Annotated in this window: 16 protein-coding genes; 2 read left to right on the top strand and 14 right to left on the bottom strand. The window is 63.0% G+C overall.

The window, feature by feature from the left end; translation table 11 throughout:
* Positions 1-149 precede the first annotated feature (149 nt).
* A complete protein-coding gene (gene rpoH, locus KIO74_RS17650) occupies positions 150-1049 on the top strand; it encodes an RNA polymerase sigma factor RpoH (protein WP_213333084.1) in 900 nt (299 codons plus the stop codon).
* Between the two features lie 140 nt (positions 1050-1189).
* On the opposite strand, the gene KIO74_RS17645 is transcribed toward rpoH, so the two are convergent.
* A complete protein-coding gene (locus KIO74_RS17645) occupies positions 1190-2479 on the bottom strand; it encodes a histidine kinase (RefSeq protein ID WP_213333083.1) in 1290 nt (429 codons plus the stop codon).
* A 31-nt stretch (positions 2480-2510) separates the two neighbouring features.
* The gene (locus KIO74_RS17640) at positions 2511-3803 is read right to left on the bottom strand and encodes an adenylosuccinate synthase (RefSeq protein ID WP_213333082.1); all 1293 of its coding nucleotides are present in this window, start codon (positions 3801-3803) and stop codon (positions 2511-2513) included.
* Between the two features lie 337 nt (positions 3804-4140).
* Between KIO74_RS17640 and KIO74_RS17635 the strand changes: the two genes are divergently transcribed.
* Positions 4141-5058 carry a DMT family transporter gene (locus tag KIO74_RS17635; RefSeq protein WP_213333081.1) on the top strand — a complete coding sequence of 306 codons (918 nt, stop codon included), beginning with the start codon at positions 4141-4143 and terminating at the stop codon, positions 5056-5058.
* Positions 5059-5219: 161 nt separating this feature from the next.
* Here the strand turns inward: KIO74_RS17635 and serA are convergent, their stop codons facing one another.
* From serA to tolR, 12 genes are all read right to left on the bottom strand, one after another.
* Positions 5220-6809, bottom strand: coding sequence for a phosphoglycerate dehydrogenase (gene serA, locus KIO74_RS17630; RefSeq protein WP_213333080.1), 1590 nt, complete (start codon positions 6807-6809; stop codon positions 5220-5222).
* Positions 6810-6992: 183 nt separating this feature from the next.
* Complete coding sequence (locus tag KIO74_RS17625; protein WP_213333079.1) at positions 6993-8159, bottom strand: phosphoserine transaminase; 1167 nt, start codon at positions 8157-8159, stop codon at positions 6993-6995.
* A 237-nt stretch (positions 8160-8396) separates the two neighbouring features.
* Positions 8397-9338, bottom strand: a complete 942-nt coding sequence (locus tag KIO74_RS17620) for an outer membrane protein (RefSeq protein WP_213333078.1) — start codon at positions 9336-9338, stop codon at positions 8397-8399.
* Between the two features lie 503 nt (positions 9339-9841).
* Positions 9842-10663, bottom strand: coding sequence for an outer membrane protein (locus KIO74_RS17615; RefSeq protein ID WP_213333077.1), 822 nt, complete (start codon positions 10661-10663; stop codon positions 9842-9844).
* A gap of 402 nt (positions 10664-11065) precedes the next feature.
* Complete coding sequence (glmM, locus tag KIO74_RS17610; RefSeq protein ID WP_213335734.1) at positions 11066-12415, bottom strand: phosphoglucosamine mutase; 1350 nt, start codon at positions 12413-12415, stop codon at positions 11066-11068.
* 281 nt (positions 12416-12696) lie between these two features.
* Positions 12697-14619: an ATP-dependent zinc metalloprotease FtsH gene (gene ftsH, locus KIO74_RS17605; protein WP_213333076.1), complete on the bottom strand. Its 1923-nt coding sequence runs from the start codon at positions 14617-14619 to the stop codon at positions 12697-12699.
* A gap of 166 nt (positions 14620-14785) precedes the next feature.
* Entirely contained in the window at positions 14786-15985 is a 1200-nt protein-coding gene (tilS, locus tag KIO74_RS17600; RefSeq protein WP_249731041.1) for a tRNA lysidine(34) synthetase TilS, read from the bottom strand.
* Positions 15936-16832, bottom strand: coding sequence for a tol-pal system protein YbgF (gene ybgF, locus KIO74_RS17595; protein WP_213333075.1), 897 nt, complete (start codon positions 16830-16832; stop codon positions 15936-15938). Before ybgF ends, tilS begins: the two co-directional genes overlap by 50 nt.
* A 241-nt stretch (positions 16833-17073) precedes the next feature.
* The gene (gene pal / locus KIO74_RS17590; protein ID WP_213333074.1) at positions 17074-17595 is read right to left on the bottom strand and encodes a peptidoglycan-associated lipoprotein Pal; all 522 of its coding nucleotides are present in this window, start codon (positions 17593-17595) and stop codon (positions 17074-17076) included.
* Between the two features lie 260 nt (positions 17596-17855).
* The gene (gene tolB / locus KIO74_RS17585; protein ID WP_249731040.1) at positions 17856-19328 is read right to left on the bottom strand and encodes a Tol-Pal system beta propeller repeat protein TolB; all 1473 of its coding nucleotides are present in this window, start codon (positions 19326-19328) and stop codon (positions 17856-17858) included.
* On the bottom strand, positions 19328-20515 hold the full coding sequence (gene tolA, locus KIO74_RS17580; RefSeq protein ID WP_213333073.1) for a cell envelope integrity protein TolA: 1188 nt from the start codon (positions 20513-20515) through the stop codon (positions 19328-19330). The genes tolB and tolA overlap by 1 nt, the downstream gene beginning before the upstream one ends.
* 4 nt (positions 20516-20519) lie before the next feature.
* Positions 20520-20969, bottom strand: a complete 450-nt coding sequence (gene tolR, locus KIO74_RS17575; RefSeq protein WP_213333072.1) for a protein TolR — start codon at positions 20967-20969, stop codon at positions 20520-20522.
* Between the last annotated feature and the right edge of the window lies 1 nt (position 20970).

Genomic DNA, 20970 nt, shown 5'->3' with positions numbered 1-20970 from the left:
GCATTCAGCGCCTTCGCACTGCAATATGCCCATGACGCAGAAAGGTGCCTCGCCCGCTCAGGTCGAGACCTATATGCTACAATACGGAGCCGGCCAGATAGGCGGCTCTAAGACAACCTGCCTGAAAGGGGGTTGGTTAGGAGGTTTTCATGGCTTCGACGGTTCTTCCCGCGCTGCTGAACGAAGGTGGCCTGTCGCGCTATCTCGATGAAATCCGCCGGTTTCCGATGCTGAAACCGGAAGAGGAATTCATGCTCGCCAAACGTTGGCGCGAGCAGGACGATCGCGAAGCGGCCCATAAGCTTGTGACATCCCATTTGCGGCTCGTGGCCAAGATCGCCATGGGCTACCGGGGCTACGGCCTGCCGATTTCGGAAGTCGTATCGGAGGGTAACGTTGGCCTCATGCAGGCCGTCAAACGCTTCGAGCCCGACAAAGGCTTCCGCTTGGCGACCTATGCGATGTGGTGGATCAAGGCCGCTATTCAAGAGTACATCCTTCGCTCATGGTCGCTGGTCAAGATGGGAACCACGGCCAATCAGAAGAAGCTGTTCTTCAATCTGCGCAAGGCCAAGAGCCATATTTCGGCTTACGAGGAAGGGGATCTTCGCCCCGACCAGGTCAAGACGATCGCCACGCGCCTCGGCGTGTCCGAGCAGGACGTCATCGACATGAACCGCCGTCTCGGCGGCGACACGTCCTTGAACGCCCCGCTGCGCCAGGAAGGCGAAGGCGAGTGGCAGGACTGGCTTGTGGATGACAGCGCTAGCCAGGAGACGATCCTGGCGGACGAAGAGGAAGGGCGTAACCGCCTCTCCGCTTTGCGCGACGCGCTCGGCGTCCTCAACGACCGCGAGCGGCGCATCTTCGAGGCGCGCCGCCTTCAGGACGAGCCTGTCACCCTCGAGGATCTGTCCGGTGAGTTCGGCGTCTCGCGCGAACGCGTCCGCCAGATCGAGGTCCGCGCTTTCGAGAAGGTGCAGGAAGCCGTGAAAAAAGGCTTGGCCAAGCTTGAGATGGCCGGCCCGGCGGCTCTTCCCGCGATGTAATACCAGCAGACCGGCTGATTGCCGCGGCAACGAAAATGGCCCCTTCCGGGGCCATTTTTTTTGCCGTCTCCAACCTTGGGGCGAGATCGGCTGCGTCGCCAGTCCGGCCCCGGCAGCCAAGAAAGCACAGCCAGGCGCGGCTATTGCCAGAGGCGGAAGGCCTCGTTGATCGCCTGGTCGCCCGATACGCCCTTCTCGAAGGCCAGTACCGCGCGACGCCCGTTGGCGAAGCGAAGCGGCAGGTCGATCCAGGCCTGACTTTTCAGCAGGGATGCGTTGCGCTCCATATCCGCGCTGAGATTCGACAGGCCAATCAGGAAGATATTTTCAGTGACAGGCACCGGCAGGCCGGCCAGAGGCGTGCCGCGACCGCCCTCGTCCGCTTTCAGCTGCATCACGCCGACATCGCGGACCGAGCGCGTCGCATCGCCTGATGTGTTCCGGAATGTCAGCTCAACCGTATGGGAAGCCGGCAACGTCGTATCGCGGTTGCGCCGGAGCACGAGCGCAAGCGTCAGGCCCGCTTCGGGAATCTCCACATCCGCATGGACGACGCTTTCGAGCGGCTCGCCCTGGCCAGGGTTGATGCTGTCGATCCGCCACGTCGTACGTCCGGCCCGCACGATAGGGGCCGCCTGCGGATTGTCCGGTGATTCCTCATAAAGACTTGCGCGCTGCGCGACAGCAACCCCGCCCTGAGGCGCTTGAGCCGGCACCTGAGGCTGGGCCGGCGACGGTTGCGGGCTTGCGGTTTGTGCCGGCGCCGCCGCAGGCGGCGGGGCCGCGGGTGCCGGCTCGCCGCCCAGCCGCTCGGTGAACTTGCCGTCGCCTTGCTCCTGTGGCGCGGCATGCTCTTCCTCGCGCGGAATTTCCACGGGTCGATCACGCAGCACGACCGCGACGCCCGCGATCGCCGCAACAACCGCGGCAAGCACGCCTGTCACCACAAAAGTGCGCATATGGCTGCGCCAGTCCCGCTTCGGCCGGACGGGCGCCAGCCGCGGCCTCTCGCGGCCCGGCGATCCATTCGCATCCGTGTCCAACGACCTGAAATCGGGCTGCTGTGTTCCCGCCGGTTGCGGCTCGGATTGCTCGTCCTGCTGTGGCGAGGCCTCGCCTGTCCGTGCCGCACCCTCGTCAAACACCTGAGGCACTTGCTCGAAGGCGTGCAGGTTCTCCTGATCAGGCCAGTTGTCCTGCGGCCAGGCCGGCTCTTCGAGTGGCCGGGCCTCCGCCTCTATGCGCGCGATAACAAGGTCGAGCGCGGCATATTCGCGATCGATGTCAGCGTCGGGAAGCGGCGGCTCGACATTGCGCAACTGCTGGACGAGCACGGTTCGCGCCCGCTCGTAGATGGCTCCGCGAGTTTCGGGCGTGTTTTCCGGCAGACCAGAAATTGCCCGCTGCAGCAGGGTGTAATAATCGGCCATTCAGGTCGAATGTCTCGAATCGGTCGTCACGTCAACCTTCGAAGGGGTTATGCACCAGGATCGTGTCATCACGTTCGGGGCTGGTCGAGAGAAGAGCAACCGGAGCACCGATCAATTCCTCGATACGCCTGACATATTTGATGGCCTGGGCAGGCAGGTCGGCCCAGGAACGGGCGCCTGCCGTGGAGCCTTCCCAGCCCTCGATCGTCTCGTAGATCGGCTCGACGCGGGCCTGCTGCGCCTGACCGGCGGGCAGGTAATCGTAGTCCTTGCCTTCGAGGCGGTAACCGACGCAAACGTCGATGGTCTTGAAGCCATCGAGAATGTCGAGCTTGGTCAGGGCAATGCCATCGATGCCGGATGTCTTCACCGTCTGCCGGACGAGGACGGCATCGAACCAGCCGCAGCGACGCTTGCGCCCGGTCACGGTGCCAAATTCATGGCCGCGGGTGCCGAGCGTTTCGCCGATCTCGTTGTCCTGCTCGGTTGGAAACGGCCCCCCGCCGACGCGGGTGGTGTAAGCCTTGGCGATGCCCAGCACATAGCCGATGGCGTTGGGGCCGAGACCCGAGCCGGCGGCAGCCTGGCCCGCGACGGTGTGCGAGGATGTGACGAAGGGATAGGTGCCGTGATCGACATCGAGAAGCGCGCCCTGCGCGCCCTCGAACAGGATGCGCTTGCCGGCGCGGCGATGCTCATCGAGCAGCATCCACGTCACGCCCATGTAGGGAACGATCTCGGACGCGACAGCCTTGAGTTCGGCAAAGATGTCCGCCGCGTTGAACTCAGGGAGCCCAAAACCGCGCCGCAGAGCGTTGTGATGGACGAGCAGGCGCTCGATCTTTTCCTCGAGCGTGTCGAGATCCGCCAGATCCATCACGCGAATCGCGCGGCGGCCCACCTTGTCTTCATAAGCCGGGCCGATGCCGCGGCGGGTGGTGCCAATCTTCGTGCCGCTGTTGGAATTCTCCCGCAGCGCATCAAGCTCGCGATGCAGCGACAGGATCAGAGCGGCATTGTCGGCGACGCGCAGATTCTCCGGCGAGATCGCGAGCCCCTGCTCTTTCAGCCGCGAGATCTCAGAGATCAGCGCCTGCGGGTCGAGAACAACGCCATTGCCGATGACGCCGAGCTTGCCGGGTCGGACGACGCCGGACGGCAGAAGGGAAAGCTTGTAGGTCGTGCCATCGATGACAAGCGTGTGACCGGCATTGTGACCGCCCTGGAAGCGAACGACCACGTCGGCCTGTTCGCTCAACCAATCGACGATCTTGCCTTTACCTTCATCGCCCCACTGGGCACCGACTACAACGACGTTCGCCATATCCTTCAAGCCGGCCAATAGCCGACCCCTCACATGACAAACCCCGGCGCAAGGCCGGGGTCCTTACAGCCTCTCTTCGACGATTAGACCCGCGAGGTCAAGCCACAGCGTCGCTGGGCGCTCCATGACAGGTTCACAATCCACGTGGCGGCTTACCGGCTGGCGTTGTGACAGTCTTTATGCATGTCAGCCTTGCGCCAACTCTGCTAACCCTGACCTGACGGTTTTGGCTATCGTCGCGCCCCGAACAGCCCCTCTCCGTGGATTGGCTTCCATGAGTGAGTATCGCTTAGGAGTGCCTCTTCCATGATCGTGACCACAAGCGCGTCGAGCGGACATGCCTGAGACGAATTCCCCGATCGGCCGCGCGACCCAGTGGTTGTTCAATCAAGCCTATGTCCTGCTGCCGCTCACGATGCTGATGTGGGCCGGCAATGTCACAGCCAGTAAATTCGCTGTCGGCCAGATCTCGCCGATGAGCATCGTTTGCCTGCGCTGGGCCATCGTCTGCGTGGTTCTGCTCATCTTCAGCCGGAAGGACATCGTCCGCGATCTGCCGGTGCTGAAATCCCGCTGGCCGATCATCGCCGGCATGGGGACACTGGCCTTCACCGGTTTCAACGCGCTCTTCTACGTCTCGGCCTACGAGACCACCGCCGTCAACATGACGATCATCCAGAGCGCGATACCGGTCTTCGTGGTCATGGGAGCGATCCTGTTCTTCGGCCAGCGGATCAATATCGGCCAGGCCGTCGGGCTTGTACTGACCATCCTCGGCGTGATGGTGACGGCCTCGCATGGCGACTTGCAAACCCTGTTGAATCTCACCATCAACCGCGGCGACCTGTTCATGCTGATCGCCTGCGCGTTCTATGCAGCCTATGCGCTGCATCTGCGCAGCCGGCCGAAGGTGTCGGACACCGCCTATTTCGCAGCGATGGCGCTGGCGGCCTTCGTCTCGTCCCTGCCGCTGCTCGCCATCGAGATCGCCCAGGGCAAGGCCTATTGGCCGAGCTCGTCCGGATGGCTCACCCTTCTTTATATCGGGATCTTTCCGTCTCTCATCGGGCAGATTTTCTTTATCCGCTCCGTCCAACTCATCGGCCCGAGCCGTGCCGGCCTGTTCAACAATCTGATGCCGGTCTTCGGCATCGTGCTGTCCATCGTGCTGCTGGGTGAGGCCTTCGGCTTCTACCAGATGGCGGCCATGGTGCTGGTGATCGGCGGCATCCTCATCGCCGAGCGCCTGCGCTAGGGATCGATGCGGCGCATGATCCCTCCCCTGGCGCACGCTGCGTTCGGATGGAATCCCGCCGTCATTCCGGGGCCTCGCCTCAGCGAGGAGCCCGGAATCCATGAACACGATGTCTGACAAGAAGGCGCGTCTGACTGTGTTCACCTCGGGGGGCAGCCGGCTCAGAACTTCAGCGGCTTGACCTGCTTGACGCCCGGGATGGTCTCGACGCTGGCCAGCACGTTGTCCGGCACGGCTCCGTCCACCTCGACAAGCGCGATCGCCGAGCCTCCCTGCCGGTCGCGGCCAAGCGCGAAGGTCGCGATATTGACGCCGGCATCGCCCAGCATGCTGGCGAAGCGGCCGATGAAGCCGGGCTTGTCCTCGTTCGTGACATAGATCATCGACGGGGCGAATTCGGCATCGACCTTGATGCCCTTGATCGCCACGATCCGCGGCGCGCCATCGGCGAAGACGGTGCCGACCACGGAGCGCTCCTGCTTTTCGGTGATGACCGTCAGCGTGATCAGCGCGTCGTGCTCGCCCTGAGCCTCGCGCGTCGTCTCCTCGATGACGATGCCGCGCTCCTTGGCGACGCTCGGCGCCGAGACAACATTGATATCCGCCAGCATCGGCCGCAGCAGGCCGGCGACCGCCGCCGAGGTGAGTGCCTTGATCTTCAGAGCGGCGACAGTGCCCTCATAGGTGATGTGGACACTCTTGATGCCGGTTTCGGTCAACTGCCCCGCGAATGAGCCTAGATTCTCGGCCAGCGCGATGAAGGGCTTCAGCTTCGGCGCTTCCTCGGCGGTGATGGACGGGAAATTCACCGCGTTGGAGATGGCGCCGCGCAGCAGGTACTCGGACATCTGCTCGGCGACTTGGAGAGCGACATTCTCCTGCGCTTCGGTGGTGGCGGCGCCCAGATGCGGCGTGCAGACCACATTCGGGTGCCCGAACAGCGGGTTTTCCTTTGCCGGCTCCTCGACGAACACGTCGAAGGCAGCGCCACCGACATGGCCCGAATCCAGCGCCGCGCGCAGGGCCGCCTCGTCAACCAGGCCGCCACGGGCGCAGTTGATGATGCGTACGCCCTTCTTGGTCTTGGCCAACGCCTCGGCGGAGAGGACGTTCTTGGTCTTTTCCGTCAGCGGCGTGTGCAGCGTGATGAAATCGGCGCGGGCCAGCAGGTCGTCGAGCTCGACCTTCTCGACGCCGAGGTCGAGCGCCCGTTCCGGCGACAGGAAGGGATCATAGGCGATGACCTTCATCCTCAGGCCGATCGCCCGCTCGGCGACGATGGAGCCGATATTGCCGCAGCCGATGATGCCGAGCGTCTTGGCCGTGATCTCGACGCCCATGAAGCGGTTCTTCTCCCACTTGCCGGCCTGCGTGGAGGCATCGGCGGCGGGGATCTCGCGGGCCAGCGCGAACATCATGGCGATGGCGTGCTCGGCGGTGGTGATCGAATTGCCGAAGGGCGTGTTCATCACGATGATGCCCTTGGCGGTGGCCGCCGGGATATCGACATTGTCGACGCCGATGCCGGCGCGACCGATGACCTTCAGCGATTTCGCCTCTTCGAGGATCTTGGGCGTGACCTTGGTGGCGGACCGGATCGCAAGGCCATCGTAGTTGCCGATGATGGCGGCGAGCTTGTCCTTGTCCTTGCCGAGATCGGGCTGGAAATCGACCTCGATGCCGCGATCCCGAAAGATCTGCACGGCGGCGGGAGACAGAGCGTCGGAAATGAGAACCTTGGGAGCGGGCATCGGAAATCCTTTCAGGAGCGACGACGCAGGCCAACGGATGGCGTCTGAGCGTCTCGCATGCGCTGCGACTCTGAGGATCAGACAACGTGGTTGCTTCGAGCGGCCGGGGGACGTCACCATCCCCGGCCATCTCAGCGCGCTCTTATTCTTCACGAAAGAGCGCAGTGCGCCTTCAGCACAAGATCAGGCGACCTTGGCCTTTTCCTGGGCGAAGGCCCAGTCGAGCCATTGGGTCAACGCAGCTACATCGGCGGCGTCGACGGTGGCGCCGCACCAGATCCTGAGGCCGGGAGGGGCATCGCGATAGGCGCCGATGTCATAGGCGACATCGAGCTTGTCGAGCGCGGCGGCAAGGCCCTTGGCGACCGCGGCGACGGCCTCCGGCCCCTTGGCGACCACGTCGGCATCGACGATCGACAGGCAGACGGACGTATTGGACTGCGTCTCCGCGACCTTGGCGAGATTGGCGACCCACGGCGTCTTTGCCACCCAGTCGGCAATCGCCTTGGCGTTGGCGTCAGCCCGCGCGACCAGCGCATCGAGCCCGCCGAGCGACTTCGCCCATTCGAGCGCATCGATATAGTCCTCGACGCAGAGCATCGACGGGGTGTTGATGGTCTCGCCCTGGAAGATGCCCTCGACGATCTTGCCGCCCTTGGTCATGCGGAAGATCTTCGGCATCGGCCAAGCCGGCGTGTAGCTCTCGAGCCGGGCGACGGCGCGCGGCGAGAGAATGAGGATGCCGTGACCGCCCTCGCCGCCGAGAACCTTCTGCCAGGAGAAGGTGACGACATCGAGCTTCGGCCAATCGAGACGCTGGGCGAAGGCTGCCGAGGTGGCATCGCAGATGGTCAGGCCTTCACGGTCGGCGGCGATCCAGTCAGCGTTCGGGACGCGCACGCCGGAGGTCGTGCCATTCCAGGTGAAGACCACGTCGCGGGTCTTGGTATCGACCTCGGCCAGATCGGGAAGCTCACCGTAGCCGGCCTTGATGACGCGGGCGTCAGCGAGCTTGAGCTGCTTGACGACATCCGTCACCCAGCCTTCGCCGAAGGATTCCCAGGCGAGCATGTCGACGGGGCGGGCGCCGAGCAGCGACCACAGCGCCATCTCGACGGCGCCGGTATCGGACGCAGGCACGATGCCGATACGATAGTCGGCAGGAACCTGCAGAATTTCACGGGTAAGATCGATCGCCTGCTTGAGCTTGGCCTTGCCGATCTTGGCGCGGTGGGAGCGGCCGAGCACGCTCGTATCGAGGGCTCCGGCATCCCAGCCCGGGCGCTTTGCGCAGGGGCCAGACGAAAAATGAGGCCGAGCGGGGCGCGCGGCGGGCAGCGTCTCTGTCATGTCAGTCCATCCTTACAGATGGGCGCCTTCCGTTGGGGGAAGGTGTCCCGCGGATGGAGATACGGGAGATGGAGCCGCCAGTCAACGGGTTATTGTGACGAGGGCTTCTCGCAGTTTTCGGTCAACCGCGACGCTCACCGTCGCGGATCGAAATGCGCGCGAATCGAAATACGCGCTCATGGAAAGTCGCAAGGCGCGTCCGACAACGCTTCTCCTGAAGCGCGCGCCACCCTGCGTCTAGAATTTCACACCGACCGCGCCGCGCAAGGTATTTATATCGGCCCGCGCCTTTGAGAATGACATGAAGCGAATGTATTCATATTCACCTCGCAGGAAGATGCCATCAGTCAGAAGCATATCGACGCCCAACCCGGCCGCCATTCCATAGGCGAATTCATTGTTCTTTTTCTCTGACAGCGTCGTCGGATTGGGATCGAGGCTCGCCACCGGCCTTCCCATGCCGGAATAATCATAGGCTGTTACGGCCACCGAGGCGGATCGATCGATACTTGCCCGACCGACCGCCACGCCCATCATCGCATAAGGCAAGATGGAGCCAAGGGCGTAGCCGGCACGCGCGCGCAACGTCATGTAATCCATCACCTTGACGGTCGACCGCGCATCGAGATCGACGTTATAATTGTACCGATCTGAAGCGATAAATGCTCTCTGAAGCTTATCGCGCGCCGTTATACTCATATTCGTGTGATTGTAGTTGGCTTCGATACCCAGCACCACATCATCCCATTGACTGTTGTAGCCAATGAATCCGCCGAAGACGCCCCGCCGCGCGTCTCGCTCAGGCAATGCCGTCCAGCCAGAGACGGCGGCCTCGGACTCGATGATGGTGTCGCGGAGCACATGGGCAACGAGATCGCCTGTCGCCCTGCCAAAATCGACATTCGCATTGGCATAGCCGGCCTGCGCGCCAAGATAAACACCACTCCAGTCAGGCGCATCGGCCGGCTTGTCATCCATGATCGCGCCACGTAGCGAGGAGTATTCGAGATCTGCGGCCTGCACCCGCGTCGGTTGGCCTTGAAGGGCACTCCCGGCCAGCAGATACACCACCGCCGCCCGGCGACATGCGCTAAGATCGATCCCGAAGAATGCCGCCCGCATGGTCCTGTCTTCCTCGAAGCTTGTTTCACGCAGCGCTGCGACGCCCCTCTCGGACATCACCGCGCGCCCAACTCACAACGACTCGTACAGCCAGCGGATACTTGGCTTTTATGTTTAACGAATAGCTAAAACAACAATTCATCAGAAAAAATATAGCATATATTATAGTTAAAAGCAAAATAGATATCAAATTTTATCCCGGACAAACGTTAGCGCCTATGTTCGGAAGTTTCAAATTCAAAATCTATAAGAAATATAACGCAAATTTACTTAGGATGCGCAAGAAATCCTGATAGGCAAGAAGCGAGCGCATGTCCTCTCATAAGGAGAACGCCGGAGCGATTAAAAAAAAGCCTGCTTGCGTGAGGCTGATTCAGCGCTCAACGCAAACAGGCTCCATGCCATCATAGGCGCCGGCCATCTCGCCGCGCAGCTGAGGCTGTCCAGGGCAAGCCGTCTGTTGCGGACTTGCTCCGCTTAAGAATAAACGAGCAAACCCGCCGGCTTGGATGGAAACAACTGATCCCATCCAAATCCGATTTGTTCCAGACGACCGCGCCTTAGTAGCTGCGCATCAAAGGCTCATCCATGGCCGCATAGCTTGGGCCACCCAGCATCCAGCGCAGGCCGATCTTGATGTCGTGCGAGCTCAAGTCTTTGAACTTCATCGGGTTATAGACTGAATTATAGCCCGTGTAGGTGATCAGATCACCCGACTCCGCATCGCCCAGGTTGAGGTAGCGATAGGCCAGTTCGACCGTGAAATTCGGCGTCACCTCATAACCAAGGCCAGCGTAAAGCGCCCAGGCGAGATTCCACTTCGACTTGTCGCGACCGTAGGCAAGTCCCTGCGTGATGATATTGGTGTCGGTGAAACCTGTGATCGTATTGCGCGTGACACCGATGCCCGCGCCAACGAAAGGCGTTATGCCTGACCAGGTGCCGAGGTCGAAATAAGCATTGAGCAGCGTCGTCCACTCCGTCTTGCCGCCGGAGTATTGATCGGTCGCATAGCCGGTCGAAAGATAAGGAGCCTCGTATATATCGAGCCCCTTGAAGTTGGCTCTCGCACGATATTCGGTTGTCAGATCGGTGCGGAACCAGTTGTTGAACTTATAACCGACACCGACACCGGCGAAGGGTGCGGCGTCGAAGTCCTTATTGATATTGACAACTGTTGTGCCCTGGTAGAGCACATTGTCGAGCTTATCGACCTGCTGGTTGCTGAAGCCGATATCACCACGCAGATACCATCCGCTCATGTCGAGCGGCACCGGAGGCGCGAGTGGGGGTGGCGGTGGCAAGAGATCCGCGGCGAGACCAGCCCCCATGCTCCCCACAACAAAGCTGCCCGCCAGGACGATAGATTTCATGCCACGCATGAACGAGGTTCCTTCTTGTCAGGGAAGGGTCCGGTTGTGGAGCTCCCCACTGCACATGGAAGGACAGTCGCATAAAACTCTTAAACAGATCTTAACCTTAATACTTCACCATAATGAGTATTGAGCTTATCGTCTTCCGGTCATCGATCGGGCACGCGCGGACCTACCCGCGAGGCCATGGGACCACGCGGAGCGACAGATCCATAACGGGCTGATTTCATTACTATTCGGCAACGACACAAGCTCGCGAGGCGACTCCGGACGCGTTTTTTACGCGCCGGCAACTGGCCCGGACAAGATCATCCCGGGCACCGACACCCCGCTCCTGTCGCCAGAAACGGTGAAAATGATTAAAGAAAGGCGGCGCCGCGTTAACCACGAGGCGCCGTTTCACCGTGCGAATCACGCCGCGGCAGCGGCTCGCGTGAAGGCCTCGACGACCTCATCGACAACACTCTCGACGAGAACGCGATCATCGCCTTCACCCATCACGCGGATGAGCGGCTCGGTGCCTGAAGGCCGGATGACAAGGCGCCCGCCTGAGCCGAGTTTCTTGCGGGCGGCCTCGACGACCGGCCCGACCAATTCTTCCGAGAGCGCCTGATCCCTGCGATAACGCACGTTCTTCAGAATTTGCGGCAAACGCTCAAAACACTGGCAGATCTCGCTGACGGGGCGATTACGTCCCTTCACCACGGCAAGCAGCTGGAGGGCCGCGACAAGCCCGTCGCCGGTCGTCGCGTGGTCCGGCATGATGATGTGGCCGGATTGCTCGCCGCCGAGATTATAGCCATCCTGACGCATGCGCTCGAGCACATAGCGGTCCCCCACCGCGGTGCGGACGAGGTTGAGGCCGAGCCCCTCAAGATAACGTTCAAGCCCGAGATTGGACATGATCGTCGCGACGATTCCGGGCCGGGACAGGCGCCCGTCTTCCTTCCAGCTCGTGGCGATGGCGGCCATCAGGCTATCGCCATCCACGAGATGGCCCTTCTCGTCGACGATGATGACGCGATCGGCGTCGCCATCGAGCGCGATGCCGATGTCGGCGCGTGTCTCACGCACCTTGGCGATCAACGCCGAGGGCGCGGTGGATCCGACGTCGCGGTTGATGTTGAAACCATCCGGCTCGACGCCAATGGAAATGACATCCGCGCCGAGCTCCCACAGAGCTTCCGGGGCCACCTTGTAGGCAGCGCCGTTGGCGCAATCGACGACGATACGCAGTCCGTCGAGATCAAGCTGGCGTGGCAGGGTCCGCTTGGCAAATTCGATATAGCGCGCGTGCACGCTCTCGATACGCTTCGCGCGGCCAAGGCTTTCGGGCTTCGAAAGCCGCAGTCTGAGATCGGCGTCGATCAATCCCTCGATCTCTTCCTCGACCTCATCGTTGAGCTTGTAGCCATCGGGGCCGAACAGCTTGATGCCGTTGTCCTCATACGGATTGTGCGAGGCGGAAATCATGACGCCGAGATCGCACCGCATCGAGCGGGTGAGCATGGCGACCGCCGGCGTCGGCATCGGGCCGAGCAGCAGCACGTCCATGCCGACCGAGGTAAAGCCCGCCACCAGCGCATATTCGATCATGTAGCCCGAAAGACGTGTATCCTTGCCGATCACCACACGGTGTCGATGTTCGCCGCGCTGGAACAGAAGCCCCGCCGCCTGCCCGACTTTCAGGGCGAGTTCAGGCGTGATGACGGCATTGGCCAAGCCACGAATGCCATCCGTTCCGAAATACGCGCGTCTCATATCGGCAGCCTTCTGCTTGTCTTCAGCGGGAGATTTCATCTCAAGGCGCGTTCTACGTCCCTTGCGCGCCATCGCGACCTCCACAGCCCATACCGTCCGAACTGTACGGATTCTGACGCTTATAGCAGCGCCGCGCGCCGACTGTGACCGAACTTCGTTCAAAAAATATGAGCAAATCTTTCAAGCCGGCGCGTCTTCAAGCCTGTGTCTTTCCCAAAAGCAAAAACCTCCGCCGGATCACATCCGGCGGAGGTTGGAAGAGTCTCTATGCGGCTTGATCATCAGACCTGCGGCTGAGGCTCCAAGCCCGTATCCGGCTCGCCCCGTGGCCGGTTGCGGCCCGTCGTCGGCACGGCCGAGCTGCGGCTCGGGGTCTTCGGCTCGCCACTGTCACGTGTCGGCGGCTTGCCGTTCAGGAGGTCGCGGATTTCCTCACCGGACAGGGTTTCGTACTCCAGAAGCGCCTGAGCCAGCGTTTCCCAATCCTGACGCTTCTCGATGAGAATGCGACGAGCTTCATTCTCGCCATCCTCGATCAGCTTGCGGATTTCCGCGTCGATGAGCTTCGCGGTTTCATCGGACATGTTCTGGCTCTGCGCCACGGAATGGCCGAGGAACACCTCCTGCTCGTTGGACTGGTAGCGGACGCGCCCGAGCTTGTCGGACATGCCCCACTCCATGATCATCGCCCGGGCGAGACGGGTGGCCTGCTGGATGTCGCCGCTCGCGCCGTTCGTCACCTTGTTCGGGCCAAACTTCAGGATCTCGGCCTCGCGACCGCCGAAGGTCATTGCGATACGGGAGACGCACCACTCACGCGTATAGGAGTGACGATCACTTTCCGGCAGCGACATCACCATGCCGAGCGCGCGGCCACGGGGAATGATGGTCGCCTTGTGGATCGGATCGTGGCTCGGCACGTTGATGCCGACGATCGCGTGGCCCGCCTCGTGATAGGCCGTGAGTTCCTTTTCCTCCTGGGTCATGGCCATGGAGCGGCGCTCGGCGCCCATCATGACCTTGTCCTTGGCATCCTCGAACTCAGCCTGTGTGACGATACGCTTGCCACGCCTTGCGGCGAGAAGGGCCCCTTCGTTCACGAGGTTCATCAGATCGGCGCCGGAAAAGCCAGGCGTGCCACGCGCGATGGTCTTGAGGTCGACGTCCGGCGCCAGCGGCACCTTGCGGACGTGAACGCGCAGGATCTTCTCGCGGCCGGCGACATCCGGATTCGGGATGACGATCTGGCGGTCGAAGCGGCCGGGACGCAGCAGGGCGGGGTCGAGCACATCCGGGCGGTTCGTGGCGGCGATGATGATGATGCCTTCGTTCTGCTCGAAGCCATCCATCTCGACGAGCAGCTGGTTCAGCGTCTGCTCGCGCTCGTCATTGCCGCCGCCGAGGCCCGCGCCACGATGGCGGCCGACCGCGTCGATCTCGTCGATGAAGATGATGCAGGGCGCGTTCTTCTTGGCCTGCTCGAACATGTCGCGCACACGGCTTGCGCCGACGCCCACGAACATCTCGACGAAGTCTGAGCCTGAAATGGTGAAGAACGGCACATTGGCCTCGCCCGCGACGGCACGCGCCGTGAGCGTCTTACCCGTGCCGGGCGGGCCGACGAGCAGCACGCCGCGCGGGATCCGACCGCCGAGCCGCTGGAACTTCTGCGGATCGCGCAGGAATTCCACGATCTCCTGCAGGTCCTCCTTGGCCTCGTCGATGCCGGCCACGTCCTCGAAAGTTACACGGCCATGCGCTTCCGTGAGGAGCTTTGCCTTGGACTTGCCGAAGCCCATGGCACGGCCCGCACCGCTCTGCATCTGGCGCGACAGGAAAATCCAGGCGCCGATGAAAACAAGCAAGGGCAACCAGTTGAAAAGCAGCGCGATGAACCAAGGCGTCGAGTCCGACGGCGGCTTGGCGGTGATCTGCACGCCCTTCTGGGAAAGCTTGCTCACCAGCGAAGGGTCATTCGGCGCGAAGGTGCGGAAGGACCCGCCATTCGTGTAGGTGCCGGTAATGTCCTGGCCGGAAATCACCACGCTCGTGATCCGCCCCGCGTCAGCATCGTTCAGGAGCTGCGAATAGGGGATCTCGTTGGCGGTTCCGCGCGAGCCCGGATTCTGGAAGAGCGTGACGAGCGCAAGCACCAATAGAAAGATGATGACCCACAGGGCGAAATTGCGGAAATTGGGGTTCATCGGATTAGGTCTTCCTCGTCACTCTGAAGCGGCATTGTTATCTGCGAAAGCCGCCGTACGCGCTAATCTAGGGCTCACAACCATGCTTGCCAAGGGAAGAGCCCGAGGAAGTTGGCATGCGCGCCTGGAAACAGCCGGCGATTGTTCCAGATACTCGGTCAAAAAGTCAAACTTTCCGTATCTTTCCGCGTCGGCGAGGGCTTTCCCGGGTCATATGGATGTGACCGGTCCGCGATAACCTTATCACCGCCCCCCCAAGAGTCCGTTTAAGCGGTGCCCCGCGCGCCCGTGCTTCCGAGAGCGCTTCTGTCAATGTTTCAAGGCGCTCGAGCCGCAGGTGCCGCACATCTGCCGAGGCCCCCGCGATCCCGCGCCGCAACAGGCGCAAACGCAACTCCTCCGGCTCCAGGAAGAAATCCGGAGAAAGCCGGCTGCCCACAGCCGCGTCGGCATCCTTCAGAACGCAACGCGCGGCCGCGGTGTTCGTCGACTGTTCGAGCGCGTCCTCGGCCCGTGCCGCCCGGCGAGCGAGCAGCACCAGCCGCGCCGCCGTCAGACCGAGCGCCTCCTGCGCCCCCGCCTGCCCGCGCAAGGCTCCTCGCGCAAAGCGGGGATCGCGATTGGACGGATCATCGATGGCGGAGAGCCCCATCGCTTTCACCAGGGCCACGAGCCGCGCCTTGGGCAGGCCAAGGAGGGGCCGCGCGAGAATGAGGCCCGGGGCGAGAGGACTTGTCGGCCGCATCGCCGCCAGGCCGCCGACGCCGCTTCCCCGCGCGAGGCGTAGCAGAACGGTTTCCGCCTGATCATCCCCGTGGTGCGCCGTGACCAGATGCGTCGCGCCGGCCTGCCGGGCGGCGATCGCCAGGAGGCGATAGCGCGCCGCACGCGCCGCTTCATGAATGCCTGTCGCGGGCTTCGGGCCTTCCCAGTTGAGACCGCGGTGAGCGACGTTGAGGCGCGCGCAAAGCGCGGCGACGGCCGCGACCTCCGCCCCGCTCTCCGGCCGGAGCGCATGGTCGACACTGGCAACGGTGATTGGCGGAGCCTCGACAAGAGCCCGCCATCGCAATGCCAGCAGCAGCAGAGCAAGCGAATCCGGGCCGCCGGATACCGCAAGGATGATGCCACTGGCCTCGCCTAGCGGGGCAAGCAATGCAACGACCTCGCAATCAGAAAACCCTGGCAAGGGTTTGTCGAGCCCGGGGTTGTCAAGCTTGGGTTTGTCCACCTGGCGTCTGTCCAGCGCGGATCCGTCCGGCGCCTGCGCGGCAGCCTGCCCGAGCGCGTTGCCGCTCAGCACTGTGGCTGGCGTCTCAGGTACATTTGACGCGCGCGCGCTCCCGCGCAACGTTCTGGCGGACATTGGCATCAGCCTGAGGATATTTGCGGCCGACCTCGGCGAGCGTTGCGCAGGCCTGGTCGCGGGCGCCGAGCGCGTTCAGCGACACGGCCAACTTCACCATGCCGGCGGGCGCGCGGTTGCTCTTGCCGTACTCGGTCGTCACCTTGAGATATTGTTCAGCCGCCTCGCGATAGCGGCCACGGGACAGATAGCTCTCCCCGAGGAGATAGGTCGCGTCCGGAACGAGCCGATCGCGCGGGTGGGACTGCAGAAACTGGCGAAAGCCCATTTCCGCGCTCTCATAGTCCTTCCGCTGAAGCAACGAGACTGCGCTCTCATACTGCGTGCGCGGATCATCCGTCGCCGTCGCGGCGACGCTCATCCGGGGCGGCGGCGGGGGATTCCGGCCCACACTCGAGAGGTCTAGAGGCGCGTCCGGGCGATCGCCTGATCCGGATTCGTCAATGATGGCGATGCCGCCGGTCGCATCCGGATCCGCGGCGGCAAGGTTGGACTGGCCCTGTCCCAGCGGTCGCGGTGCGCCAGGCTGTCCAGACTGCGTCGCGGGATCGAAGGCGTCGCTGCGTTTCTGCGGCGGCCGCTGGGGAGCGGCATTGCCGCCGCCCTTCCCGCCAAGTTCCTGGAAGCGGAAGTCCACGTCTTCCTGGAACTTGCGCGTCTGGTCCTGAAGGCGGCGGTTCTCGAACTGCAGTTGCTCCACGCGGCCGGAGAGCTCGCGCACCTGCCCCTCAAGCCGCTGCAGGCGGACGAACATCTCCGAAGCGTCCTGGGCTCGTGCCTCGACGCCGGCCGAAAGTGCCATGCCGCAAACGGTCAGGAGTAAAAGCGAACGCTGAACTCTGATCATGAACCGCCCTTAAGATAAAATCCTCAAGCGAGGAGCGCCCATTCCCGCCGCCACGTCAATTCACGTCATCGCGGTCGAGACACTTTGACACCCGCGACCATCTGATGTCGCGACTCGAGGCAAGGCCCGCAACGCAGACAAGAGCCAGGATCCTCGCCGCTCCTCGGGGCTTCTACCATAGCGCATGCGCGATGGCCACGGACCTGCGGGCCGATTGGCGCCGCAGGCCCTAGTGGACCAATCAGGCGCCAGCGCCGTCGAGAACGGTCACGACGCGACGATTCTGGGACCAGCACGAGATGTCGTCGCAAACCGCGACCGGCCGCTCTTTGCCGTAGGAGATCGTGCGCATCCGGGAAGCGGGAATGCCGCGCGAGGCGAGGTAGTCACGCACCGTCTGTGCGCGGCGGGCGCCGAGCGAGAAGTTGTACTCACGCGTGCCACGCTCGTCGGCGTGTCCTTCGAGAACGAAGGTGTAGCGCGGATACTGCTGCAACCATTGCGCCTGCTTGTTGAGCGTGGCGATCGCGGTCGGCGTCAGGTCACTCGAATCCGTCTCGAAGAAGACGCGGTCGCCGACATTGACGACGAAGTCCTGCGTGGAGCCTGGCGTGCTCGCGCCGCCGGCGCCGTAGCCACCAGCGCCGCCCGCGCCACCGAGCCCCGCCTGGTTGGCGTCCTTGGCACAGGCGGCCATGGCGAGCGTTGCAACAAAGACCGCTGCCAACTTCAGGCCGCGCGGGGAACAAGTGAGAGACAGCATCGGATCACTCCAGAACGACGGCTTGCACTGCGGCTCCACGCGCCTGCCCCTCTGCCTGAAACACCTGGCAGGAGAACACGGGACGCGTAAGCCGCTCGGTTTGTTACAATTCATGATCCGTCAACCTTGACGGGTTCTTGACGCGGCGAGCCGCTGGCTCGTTTCAAAACCAAAACACGAAACAAGGTTAACGGCCTGTTAAGACTGACCTTAACCCGGACGACGCCCGAAGTTCGGGCGCCGTGTCACAGACGTGCGCGTCAGCGAATTTCCGTCAGAACGGACGACCAGGCCGGATCGGACGCGAAGGACGGCGTCGGCACCGGCACTTCGACACGGCCGGTGATATCGACCATGAAGATCCGGCCGCCATTGGCGCCGCCGCCATCGCGCCACAACATCAGGAACTGGCCGTTGGGCGCCCACGTCGGGCCCTCATTATGGAAGCCTTCCGTCAGCAGGCGTTCGCCGGAGCCATCCGGCTTCATGATGCCGATGCCGAAACGGCCACCGCTTTGTTTCGTGAAGGCGATGTAGTCGCCACGCGGCGACCAGACCGGCTGGCCGTAGGTGCCCTGACCGAAGGAGATGCGGCGCGCTTCGCCGCCGGATGCCGGCATGACATAGAGCTGCGGCTGGCCGCCACGGTCCGACTCGAAGACGATCTGCGAGCCATCCGGCGAGAAGGACGGGCTCGTGTCGATCGCATTGGTCGACGTCAGCCGGGTTGTCGTGCGCGAGCGCAGGTCCATCACATAGATATTGGCGTTGCCACCCTGCTGCAGGCTGAGCAGAAGCCTGCTTCCATCCGGCGAGAAGCGCGGGCTCGAGGTCATATCGGGGAAGTTGCCGACCATCTCGCGCTGATTCGTGTCGAGATTGAGCAACTGGATATGCGGCTGGGCTCCACGGCGCTGCGCCATATAAGCGATTTCGGAACTCGTCGGCGAGAAGCGCGGCGTCACGACGAGATCCTCGCCGCGCGTCAGGAAGCGGACATTCGCGCCATCCTGGTCCATGACCGCAAGGCGCTTGCGGCGGCTTTCCTTGGGGCCGGATTCGTCAACGAACACAATCTTCGTGTCGAACATGCCCTTGAGCCCGGTGAGCCGCGTGAACACGGCGTCCGAAATGATATGCGCGATGCGGCGCCAGTTGGCGGGATCGGTGAAATACTGCTGGCCGGTGAGCTGCTGCCCGGCGGGAACATCCCACAGCCGGAACTCCACCTTGAGGCGGCCGGACCCTTCACGCGTGACACGGCCGGTCACAAGGCCTTGAATATTCAAGGCCTGCCACTGCTGGAACTGCGGCACCGCGTCAAACCCGGCCATGCTGGCTGGCATGTTCTGCCGATCGAGGGGAACGAAATAGCCGCAGCGCTTGAGATTGGCGGAAATCACGCCCGCTATCTTCGCGCCGAGGTCGCCATCACCGGCAAAATCGGTGATCGCCACGGGCAGCGGCTGGAAATTGGCCCGATCGAGCGTGATGGTAATCTCGGCACGGGCCGGCTGCACCACCGCCGTGGCTATGAAGGCGGCGCCGATCGCCACCCCCCGCAAGGCGAACAGCCTTCCGGCCGACAGGCCCCGCTGACCGTGTTGCCACGCCCGCCGGAGAAGCGGCGCGGCCTCGTTAACGGTGCGGCGTAGGAAATTGCGACCGGGAAGGCCGGCATCGACGGCGACACCTCGTCTAGGCATCGAAGGGAGAAAGGAGGAAATGCGCATCAGCCTAAGAAGTCCTGAGGGTCGGCGACGATATTGAGATCGCGCCAGTCATTCATGAAAGGCGCATACTGGGCGGGAATATGATAAGGCGCGCAGCGCAGGATGGCCCGGCGCAGGCTCTCCGCATAGGAGCGAAAGCCCGGGTCGTCAGACGAGTTAGCCACCTTGGGCGAAGCCGCCAGCGAACCGTCCGCGCTCAACTCTACACGCACGATGGGCGGCGTCTTCACCTGCTCGATGCCGGGCGGCGCTGAGAAGCAGCGCTGGATCTGCTCCTTAAGCAGCCGGCCGATCGCGTCCTTCTGCGCCATCGAGAGCTTGGGCGAATTGGTATTGCTGGTGCCGGCCCCCGTCCGTGTGCCGGCGGACGCCGTGCGGCTGACCTCACGGCCGGTCGAAGCGGCGTTCTGAGCCTTCTCCTTGCTCTGCAAGAGCTTCTGGATATCGCTCGGATTGAACTTGCTGCTCTCCTGCTCGGCCGGCTTCGAGGGCTGGGGCTTGGCCTTCGGCTCACTGCTCTCGATGAGCTTGGCAAGATCCTGCTTTTTCGGCTCGGGCTTCTGGGGTTCAGGCTTCTGGGGTTCGGGTTTCTTGGGCTCGGGCTTCGGCGCCTCGACCTTCTTGGGTTCAGGCTTCGGCGGCTCCGGCTTTGTCTCAGCCTGCTTCGGCGGTTCAGGCCGCTTCGGCGGTTCAGGCTTCGGCTCGGCCTCTTTCACGGGCTCTGGCTTTGGCGGCTCTATCTTCGCCGGCTCCGGCGGCTTCGGCGTCGGTTTGGGCGGCTCGACCTTGGGCGGCTCCGGCTTCGGCTCAACCTTGGCCTGCTGTGGAGGCGGCGGCGTCTCGGCGACATTGGGGTCCGGCAGGACCTGCGGCCGCGAAGGCGGCGCCGGCACATCACGCGCGGCCTCGCCCGGCACAGGCTTCTCTTCGGCCACCTCGGCGACCTTGTCGGCGCGCGGCTTGGGATCCGGCTTGATTTCCTTCGCGGATTTATCGCCCCGCATCATGGCGCCGAATTCACTCGCAGACATCAGTTCGACTGCGACCGACTCCTGCTGGTCCGCGAAAGGAGCGGCCGCCGAAAAGGCGACCAATCCGGCGACGAGAATCGCCACGTGTCCCGTGCTTGATGCGACAAGCCCGGGTTCACGCTTCACAAAACTGAGGATGGCCGATTTCACGCTCACGATATCAGCTTTGCTGGTCCGGCTCGGTGATAAGGGCGACTTTCTTGAAGCCGGCAGCCGTGATCAGCGACATGATCTCGGCGACGCGGCCGTAATTCACGTTCTTGGCACCACGCACGTAGATGCGCTGCTCCATTCCCTCCTGGGCCCGCGCCTGGAGGCGTGACACCACATCGGAAGGCTGGACCTCGTCCTCATTGAGATAGACGCGGCCCTCGGCGTTGATCGACACCGTCAGCGGCTTCTGGTCGACATTGATCGGCTTGGCAGACGTCTGCGGCAGATCCAGCGGCACGCCAGCGGTCAATAGCGGTGCCGCCACCATGAAGATGATGAGCAACACGAGCATGACGTCGATGAAGGGCGTCATGTTGATGTCGGCGATGGCCCCATGCTTGCGGCGGCGTCTGCGCCGCCCGCCGCCGCCCGCTGATGCTCCGAGAGACATGCCCATG

Source organism: Chelatococcus sp. HY11, from assembly GCF_018398335.1.
Lineage (GTDB): Bacteria > Pseudomonadota > Alphaproteobacteria > Rhizobiales > Beijerinckiaceae > Chelatococcus.
The sequence above is the reverse complement of the archived record's forward strand: the minus strand, read 5'-3'. Positions and strand labels throughout refer to the sequence as shown.

Bases quoted from the DNA above. Each gene is read 5' to 3' on its own strand.
- rpoH (WP_213333084.1), top strand. From the start codon at position 150: ATGGCTTCGACGGTTCTTCCCGCGCTGCTGAACGAAGGTGGCCTGTCG.
- KIO74_RS17645 (WP_213333083.1), bottom strand. From the start codon at position 2,479: ATGGCCGATTATTACACCCTGCTGCAGCGGGCAATTTCTGGTCTGCCG.
- KIO74_RS17640 (WP_213333082.1), bottom strand. From the start codon at position 3,803: ATGGCGAACGTCGTTGTAGTCGGTGCCCAGTGGGGCGATGAAGGTAAA.
- KIO74_RS17635 (WP_213333081.1), top strand. From the start codon at position 4,141: ATGCCTGAGACGAATTCCCCGATCGGCCGCGCGACCCAGTGGTTGTTC.
- serA (WP_213333080.1), bottom strand. From the start codon at position 6,809: ATGCCCGCTCCCAAGGTTCTCATTTCCGACGCTCTGTCTCCCGCCGCC.
- KIO74_RS17625 (WP_213333079.1), bottom strand. From the start codon at position 8,159: ATGACAGAGACGCTGCCCGCCGCGCGCCCCGCTCGGCCTCATTTTTCG.
- KIO74_RS17620 (WP_213333078.1), bottom strand. From the start codon at position 9,338: ATGTCCGAGAGGGGCGTCGCAGCGCTGCGTGAAACAAGCTTCGAGGAA.
- KIO74_RS17615 (WP_213333077.1), bottom strand. From the start codon at position 10,663: ATGCGTGGCATGAAATCTATCGTCCTGGCGGGCAGCTTTGTTGTGGGG.
- glmM (WP_213335734.1), bottom strand. From the start codon at position 12,415: ATGAGACGCGCGTATTTCGGAACGGATGGCATTCGTGGCTTGGCCAAT.
- ftsH (WP_213333076.1), bottom strand. From the start codon at position 14,619: ATGAACCCCAATTTCCGCAATTTCGCCCTGTGGGTCATCATCTTTCTA.
- tilS (WP_249731041.1), bottom strand. From the start codon at position 15,985: ATGTCCGCCAGAACGTTGCGCGGGAGCGCGCGCGCGTCAAATGTACCT.
- ybgF (WP_213333075.1), bottom strand. From the start codon at position 16,832: ATGATCAGAGTTCAGCGTTCGCTTTTACTCCTGACCGTTTGCGGCATG.
- pal (WP_213333074.1), bottom strand. From the start codon at position 17,595: ATGCTGTCTCTCACTTGTTCCCCGCGCGGCCTGAAGTTGGCAGCGGTC.
- tolB (WP_249731040.1), bottom strand. From the start codon at position 19,328: ATGCGCATTTCCTCCTTTCTCCCTTCGATGCCTAGACGAGGTGTCGCC.
- tolR (WP_213333072.1), bottom strand. From the start codon at position 20,969: ATGGGCATGTCTCTCGGAGCATCAGCGGGCGGCGGCGGGCGGCGCAGA.